The sequence below is a fragment of the Candidatus Thermoplasmatota archaeon genome, assembly GCA_035541015.1.
In the GTDB taxonomy this organism is placed as follows: Archaea; Thermoplasmatota; SW-10-69-26; order JACQPN01; family JAIVGT01; genus DATLFM01.
This window is the reverse complement of sequence record DATLFM010000021.1, coordinates 1-7,441: the sequence shown is the minus strand read 5'-3', so window position 1 is coordinate 7,441 and position 7,441 is coordinate 1. Positions and strand designations below refer to the sequence as shown.

General features: G+C 68.7%; 7 protein-coding genes. All 7 read right to left on the bottom strand.

From position 1 onward, the window contains the following. Positions 1-154: 154 nt before the first annotated feature. Positions 155-595, bottom strand: a complete 441-nt coding sequence (locus VM681_01990; protein HVL86771.1) for a hypothetical protein — start codon at positions 593-595, stop codon at positions 155-157. Positions 596-613: 18 nt separating this feature from the next. Next, positions 614-2,038 carry a helix-turn-helix domain-containing protein gene (locus VM681_01985; GenBank protein HVL86770.1) on the bottom strand — a complete coding sequence of 475 codons (1,425 nt, stop codon included), beginning with the start codon at positions 2,036-2,038 and terminating at the stop codon, positions 614-616. A gap of 142 nt (positions 2,039-2,180) precedes the next feature. Further along, positions 2,181-3,338: a redox-regulated ATPase YchF gene (locus tag VM681_01980; GenBank protein ID HVL86769.1), complete on the bottom strand. Its 1,158-nt coding sequence runs from the start codon at positions 3,336-3,338 to the stop codon at positions 2,181-2,183. A 99-nt stretch (positions 3,339-3,437) separates the two neighbouring features. Beyond that, positions 3,438-3,815, bottom strand: a complete 378-nt coding sequence (locus VM681_01975) for a DUF61 family protein (protein HVL86768.1) — start codon at positions 3,813-3,815, stop codon at positions 3,438-3,440. Between the two features lie 39 nt (positions 3,816-3,854). Continuing rightward, positions 3,855-5,360, bottom strand: a complete 1,506-nt coding sequence (locus tag VM681_01970) for a sialidase family protein (protein ID HVL86767.1) — start codon at positions 5,358-5,360, stop codon at positions 3,855-3,857. Positions 5,361-5,426: 66 nt separating this feature from the next. Then, positions 5,427-6,665 (bottom strand): M14 family zinc carboxypeptidase, encoded by a 1,239-nt coding sequence (locus tag VM681_01965; protein HVL86766.1) that lies wholly within the window; start codon positions 6,663-6,665, stop codon positions 5,427-5,429. A gap of 78 nt (positions 6,666-6,743) precedes the next feature. Next, on the bottom strand, positions 6,744-7,441 hold a 698-nt coding region (locus VM681_01960), incomplete at its 5' end, for an OB-fold domain-containing protein (protein ID HVL86765.1).

Below are 7,441 nucleotides of genomic sequence, written 5' to 3'. Positions count from 1 at the left end.
CCGACCCCATAAGCTGACTGCGCGCAATTTTGATGATCGCTTCGACGCGACCACGCCATTAAAAAGGAAACAGTGGGGCGCATCTTAGCATCCGGAAAAAAAGCGGAAGCGGCAGGACCGGAAGGCCCCGCCGCCTCGACGAACCGTCGGCCGCTCACGGGATCGACAAACTCGCGACGCCATCCACCTGCACTACGAGCATTCCGTCGGGCGCAAGGACCGCCACGCGCCAGCACGGCAGCGGGTCCGGGCCCTGCTCGACGAGCGTCCATTCCCCGACGTCTTCGACGTAGACTTGAAGGCCGTGATCGCACCACGAGGCATCGGGGTCGTTGCGCGGGCGCGGGAATCCGCTGCCCGGCCCGCAATACGACGTGTCGCTGAGGTCGATCAAACAGGGCATCGCGGGAGGCTGTTCGTCGATCCTTCTCGGCGGTTGACCCGGAATCGCCGAGGCTGCCGGAAGCGCCGACACGATCAACACGCACGCCAAGATTCCATGTGTCCATTTCGTGGGAATCACCACGAATTGGACTTCGGGCCGGGGAATAAGTCGTGTCCGCCGTTCCTTGATGATCCTCGCGCGCGCTTTCATGCAAGACGGCCTTCTTTTTTAGGCCCAGAACCGGCGGCTTCGACCCTCACGCTTCTGTTGGACGTGCCCGGCCGCTACGAGTCGTTCGAGGTGGTAGACGACGTGACCTTGGCGCATGTCGAGGAGACGCGCGTACTCGGTGCCCGTCTTGCCCGGGTTGCGTTGCACGGCGTCCAAAATGCCGCGCGCCGCAGGCGCCAACACAGCTTGCGTTCGAACGGCTTCGCCCACGCGAGTCCACAGAACGGTTCGGCCATGCCGCGCGGAGCGCACCAGTCCTTCCCGCTCCATGGTACGCAAGTGGAAGACGATGGTCGTGCGATTGACGCCAAGCTCCCGCGCAAGGCGGCTTGCCACCACGCTTCCGCGTTCGGAGAGCGCGCGGTGGATGGCGGCTCGCGCGTGGTGGTCGAGCACGCGCGAAGCTTGGATGCGGTGGTACAGGGCAAGCACGATCGCCGCCGCAAGCGTGGCAGCGGCTGCAAGGGGGCCCACGCTGGAGATCGGGCTCAGGTAGGATGGCGGGCCTGCTCTCTGGGCAAGCGCGGATACGTCTCTCGCTTCTTGCGTCGCGGCATGGGCCGGAGGCGCAATGTCCGTCGGCGCTGCGTTCGACCCAAGTGCGTGGGAGGACAAGGATGGGGGCCGAGTCACGGATGCGGGGGTTTCGTGGCGCCAAACGGTGGCAGGATCGGCGTCGAACGTCGAGGCCGCCGCGGCATCGAAGGGATCGTCCACGGCGTGGCCCACGTGCACGCCACGGGGAACCTCGGGAAGCGGGAGGTCGGAGGTCGAGGCGCGCGCGGTGGGAAGCGACCCGACGCGGATCGCGGGCGTCGCGACTTCGATGGATTCGAACCGGTGCGCGGCGCCGCCCACGGTCACGAACGTGCCGGGCACCGTTTTCGCTACACTTGTCGCAACGCCCACGAAGCCCGCCAAGACTTGCCCATACTCGACTCGGAGCGTACAGGGTCCGCCCGGCGGACACGTGATGAATGGGCACTTGCTGGATCCGCAGATCCAACCCACGGTACCGTCGTAGGAGTTCACGTGTCCGCTGGCGCATCCATGATCCCCCCAGTCGAGGGCGCGGGCAAGATCGCGGCACGTGGGGAGCCTCGGGACCGCGGCGAAGGCCTCCGCCGTGCCCTCTAGCCGCTCGGCGGCCATCTCCCCTGCGTCGACCTCCGCTTCGATTGCGCCCACAGCTGCCTCGGAGGCTGGGGATTCAACAGCGATCTCCTTCTCGGGCACGGACGGAAGGGGGGGCAGATCTTGGTCGAGCGACGCCTGAAGACCATGGGATGCAGCAAAGGCCACGCCCGCGTGACCGTCCTCGACGTGCGCGTCCACGGCCAGAAGTGGGGCGCCTGCCGCGGCGGGTAAAAACGCGAGCAGCCAAAGCCAGAAGGCAGGATGGCAGATGGGTCCTTTGGCCATGAAGGCGCATTGAGCCAGGTTGTGGCTTCAAATAGATTGTTGTCGGAATCTTGGTAAAGCCCGGCCGGCCGAAGTTTCGCGGCGCGGCGGGTTGGACAACGTCCGTTCGATGCGTGGTCGCCGCCGGGGCCGAGCGGGGCTGTCACTTCGCCGACACGATCCGGATCACGTCACCCGCGCGGAGCTCGTGGTCGGCTCCCACCACGCGCTTGGTCTTCGCGTCGATGGCGCGCACGAAGTGCTCGCCGAGGTCCGTGTGGACCTTGAACGCGAGGTCCTTTGCCGTGGACCCTTTCTTGAGGAGGTGCGCGTCGGGAAGCACGCGTCCCTGCCCGTCGGTCCAGTGCGTCTCGTCCTCGACGGGGAAGACGGGGATGAGCCCGAGGAGGTCGTACACGGCCTTCTCGAGCGCGGGCTGCACGCCCGTGCCGCCGTGCTTGGCCAGCACGTTTGCGCGGATGAACTCGAGCGCCTGCTTCTGGCGAGGATTGAGCTTGCCCTCGTCCTTGATCGAGAAGTCGGGCGCGCCTGGCTCGTAGTCGACGACGCCGGCATCGGCGGCCTTGCGCAGCGCAAGCTCGGCGTCCGCGCTTGCCGGGATCGACCCGAACCGCGCGCGCAGGCTCTCGACGAGCTCGGGTGCCGCCTTGTCGGCCTTGTTGGCGACGACGAGGATGGGCTTTGTCATCGCGCGCACTTCCCGCGCGAGCTTTCCGGCGTCGAGCCCGACCTTCTCGACGACGTGCTTCACGTGCTTCTCCTGCACGCCAAAGAACGTGAGCCGCTCCGCGAGGATCTTCTCGGGCTTCTGGTGCGGGTCGGAGAAGCGTCGCTTCATGGCCTCCCAATCCTTGGCGAGGATGCCTTCGATCCAGAACGCGATCTCCTCCTCGAGGAACGCCACGTCGGTAGCGGGGTCGTGCGAGCCCGCGGGCACGGGACGGCCTTCCTCGTCCGTGGCGCCCGCAGCGTCGACGACGTGGAGCAGGCACGTGGCTTGGCGCAGGTCGTCGAGGAACTTGTTGCCAAGGCCGCGGCCCTCGTGCGCCTTGGGCACAAGACCGGCCACGTCGAGGATCTCGACGGGCACGAGGCGCGTCCCGTTGCGGCAGGGCGCGTTCCGTGGGTTGCAGGGCTTGCCGAAGGCCACGTGGGGGCACGGGGTGCGCACGTAGGCCACGCCGCGGTTGGGCTTGATCGTCGTGAACGGGTAGTCCCCGATCTCGGCCGGCGCCTTCGTGAGGGCGGAGAAAAGCGTGCTCTTGCCCACGTTGGGCTTGCCCACGAGGCCGATCTCCATGCAGGCGGCAGGAGGCACTCGCGTCGTAAGTCGTTTGCGGCGCCGGAGGCGCCGCAGGGAGCAAAAAAAGGGGGTGCGGGGGGATTCGTCCCCCCGCCGTCACACGTACACGAACTGCACGGTCGTCGGCCATCGTCGGCGAAGGTCGATCGCAAGCGCGCGGCCAAACCAGCGCCTGCCCGCGCGGTCGGGCTCGCCCGCGCGCACGCCGAGGGCTTCGAGCATGCGCGCGGCGGGCTCCTCCATGACGTTGGCCGAGTCGGGCGCCTCCGTGTCGAGGTAGACTTGGATGGGCAGGCGAAGCACGCGGGGGAGGTCGGGGGGCGCGCGCGCGGCAAGCGCGCAAAGCTCTGCCGCGTCGAAGGCGTGCTCGCCGCTGCGAGCCGGCGCCGTGGGGCGCTCCTCGCGAAGGAGGTCGGCGAGGGGGCGCCGCTGCGTGACGAGCCCGGCGTGGAGCGTGTCGAGCTCGTAGCGCAGGAGGCGGTCGAGCGCGCGGTCGTCGTGCAGTCTTCCGCCTCAGGGGAGGCCCGGAAGCGCGGGAAGCTCGCCGAGGTCCGCGTAGAGGGACGGGCCGGCGGCCACGAGCGCCAGCATGCCCAGGCGCGAGCGGCTGTTGGCCATCGTGGCCTCGGGGTTCCCCGCGCATCCTTCCGTGCAGCCGTCGGCGTACGCGACGTGGGCGCGGCCGTCCTTGTCGAGGACGATGTCGATGAAGTCGAGCAGGTTGCGCGATCCGGGCGGGTTGCCGCATCCGGAGTTCGTGCTGATGGGCCCGATCTGGATGGGGTCGTCCTCGGGCGTCACGCGCACGGTGACAAACGTGGGCTCGTCGTCGAGCGCGTTTTGGCTCGTGGTGAGGTAGAGGTGCCACCGGCCGGATTCCGACACGCGGTCGGGCGGCGCGTCCTCGGTCTGGTCGCGCTCGATGCCGTAGTAGGCCACGGCGATGCGGCCGGGGCTGCCGGCGGCGATCACGGGCATGGTGGCGACTTCGATCTGCGGGGGCGAGAGCTTGGTCGACGAACTCCACTGGCGCCCGTCCGTGACGCTTCGCGCAAGGTACAGCTCTTCGTCGGCCGCAGGCCAGACGGCGTAGGCGTGGCCCTCCGTGTCGGTGCCGATGTCGGGGTTCTTGCGGCACTTCGTGGAGCCCACGTCCCCGCCGACGAGCTGCTGCGTCCACGTGAAGCCAGAGTTGTAGCTCGTGGCGGCGATCATGCCAAAGCAGGAGCGCTTGGGGATGTATAGCGTGCCGGTGACGGAGGCGCGCACGTTGCCGTGGAGGCCGCCGGAGCAGGAGAAGGGCTCGTTGCTCGGCACGGTCTCGCGCGTGACGGGGAAGGTGAGGCCGCCGTCCAAGCTGATGCTCACGCTGCTTCCGCCGAGGTTCGCGAGATCGTTGTACGCGAAGTATACGAGGTTCGGGTAGGCCGCCGAGACCGGTTGGGCAAAGGAGCCCGCGTGCGGCGCGGCCGTTCCCACCTTTTGGTGGTCGATGCCCGGGCGCCCGCAGGCGACGGGGTTTACGATCCACGTGTCGCCGCCGTTGTCGCTGATGGACATGTAGCTGCAGGCCACCGTGAGCTGGTTTACGAACACGCGGTTCGTGAGGCGGTCGACGTGCAGGAAGGGATCGAGCGTGGGCGGCACGCCGCGGTTGAGCACGGGCGCGCGGACGACGGGGTACGGGGTCACGTCCTCCCAGGTCTCGCCGTGGTCGCGCGAGCGGAGCACGTTCTCGAACGCGATGAAGAAGATGGTGCCGTCGTCGAGCACGCCAAGCGTGGGCTCGGCGCCGTCGTGGCCGGTCGAGCGGGCAAGGACCGACGGGATCGAGGACGCAAGCGCGGCCAGGGAGTCGCCCGTGACCTCCACGGTCCCCCGATGGATGGTGACCGCCCCCGGAAGGGTCACCGCGGGAGCGAGGCCGTCCTCGCCCTCGTCCGTAGCAACCGGTACGCTCCCGATGCAGCCTGCCAACACAAGGGCCAGTCCGGAAAGGACGGCGAACCTCCCGCGCATGGGGCTGGACTCACCCTCGCCGCTCTTGAAGCTTCTTGTGGCTTTCCTATGCGTTCGGGGCTCTGGCTAAAGCTCGGCTTCGACGCGTCCGTCCGCGTCGGCGGGGCTCTTGCCGACGCCCTGCGGGTGGAAGTGGACGCCGATCCAGTCCTCCGGATAGGGGAACTCGCGCTCCGGGAGCTTCCACTTGCCAAGGAGGTCCGTGTTCAGGAGCATCTTGAGCGTGAACACGAGCGAGCTTGCGCCCCAGAAGTTCACGTCGCTTGGCCACTGGTCGCGCACGGAGACGGGCACGAACGTCTCGAAGGTGAGGCTCGGGACGACGTAGCGCTGGTAGGCCCAGTCCATGCTGGAGCCCGACGCGGCGTAGGAGAGGTTGCCGCTGTTGTCGCCCCAGCCGATGCGCCCGCCCTTGTAGGTCGTGTGCGCGTTCACCCAGGAGAGGAGGTCGTCGAACACCGCGTTGTGCTCGGCGGGGATCTCGCGCGGCTTGCTGAAGGCGGCCCACGGCACGACGATGCTGTGCGTGCTCGTGTGGAACGTCAGGTAGAACGCAAGACGATCCGCGTGCAGCATGAGCCAATTGTTGACCGCGCGCGTCTCCGGCTGATCGAGCGGCGCAAAGCCGCCGTTCTCGCTGGGCCGCACGGGTCGCTGGAAGGGAACCTGGGGCGGGATCTGGCCGGCTACGGGCTCGGGGACCCAGGGCGCGGGCAGGCGCCAGGTGTGCTGCGAGACGGGCGCGCCGATCGGGTAGCTCAAGCCGAGCGGGTTGCCGTGGTCGGTGGGATAGTTGCGGTTCAGGTTGACGCCGTTGGCGTTGACGCGCGTCATGAGATCGCGCCCGTCGGGGTTCACCGTGGGCACCACGTGCACCTCGAAGCTGTCGAGGATCCATCGCACGGTGGCGTTCGTGGCGTAGTTCTCGGCGAGGAACCGCGCGACGAACAGGGGCGCCTCGCAGCCTTGGATCTCGTTCCCGTGGTGGCAGCCGTCGATGAAGGCGACGGGGCGCGGCTCGGCACGCAGATCCTGGTTCGTGACGATGGCCACGTGGATGGGGCGTCCCAACACCGAGCGGCCGATCTCGAAAGCGTCCACGAGACGCGGGAAGGTCGCCTGTAGGTCCTGCAGGTCCTCGATGAACGTCGCTGCGACGTGGTAGTTGAGGAATCCGACGGGAACGACGGCGAGGTCAAGGGCAGGAAGCGAGGCGGACTCAAGGGGAATCTCCGGCGAGCCGATGCATCCTGCAAGCCCCGCGCCAAGAAGAAGGGCGACGGCGACGACCGTAAGCCTTTGCAAGCAAACGCCTCCGCGAGGGCCAGGGGACGGGAGGGTCTAAAGCTTTCGCGTGCCCGCGTCGCCCAGGGCCCCCTGAGTTCATGAATCCGGCGCGCGGACGGGGATGGCCTTGAAGCCGTATCGGGGTTCGCCAAGCTGCGTGTACAGAAGGCGGGTTTCGAGGGCGACGCGCGCGCCGATCCTCGTCGTGCCCGGCTCGACGTCCGTCAATTGGGCGGCCACCCGCGGCCCCTCGGGGAACTCGACGACGGCAACGTCGTAGGCGCCCGTCACGGCCTGCTGCTCCGCAAATTCGCTGGGGGCGCTTCCCCGGCCGATCGACGTCACGGCGTACACGGTCGCCTGGCGCGAGAGGGCCCGCGACGTCAAGTCGCCCCCGCAGGAGGGGCACGAGAGCCGCTTCGGGAAGACGACGCGTCCACACGCGGCGCAGGCTTGGCCTTCCAGGCGCAGCCTTTCGGCAAGCGTCTGGCCGTATTGCTGGCTCGAAACGAAGACCCCCTGCGGCACGCCGTCGTGGGCCGCCGCGCGCAGCGCGACCCAGCGACCGAAGGCGATCGCGTGCGCCGGGGGCGGCAAGGCGCCGGCGAGGCCGGCCAGCGGCGCAACCGGACCCAGCTCCCCGAGGCGGGAGAGCACGTCTTGCGAAGGCAGCGGCGGAAGCGGCGGAGCCGCGGGTGCGCCCGGCTCGACGCGGACGGCGACGCCAAGCGCCCCGGGCGCTTCGCCGGGGCGGCGGTTGTCGCAGACGGCGATCGCAAGCGCCGGCGCGCCGG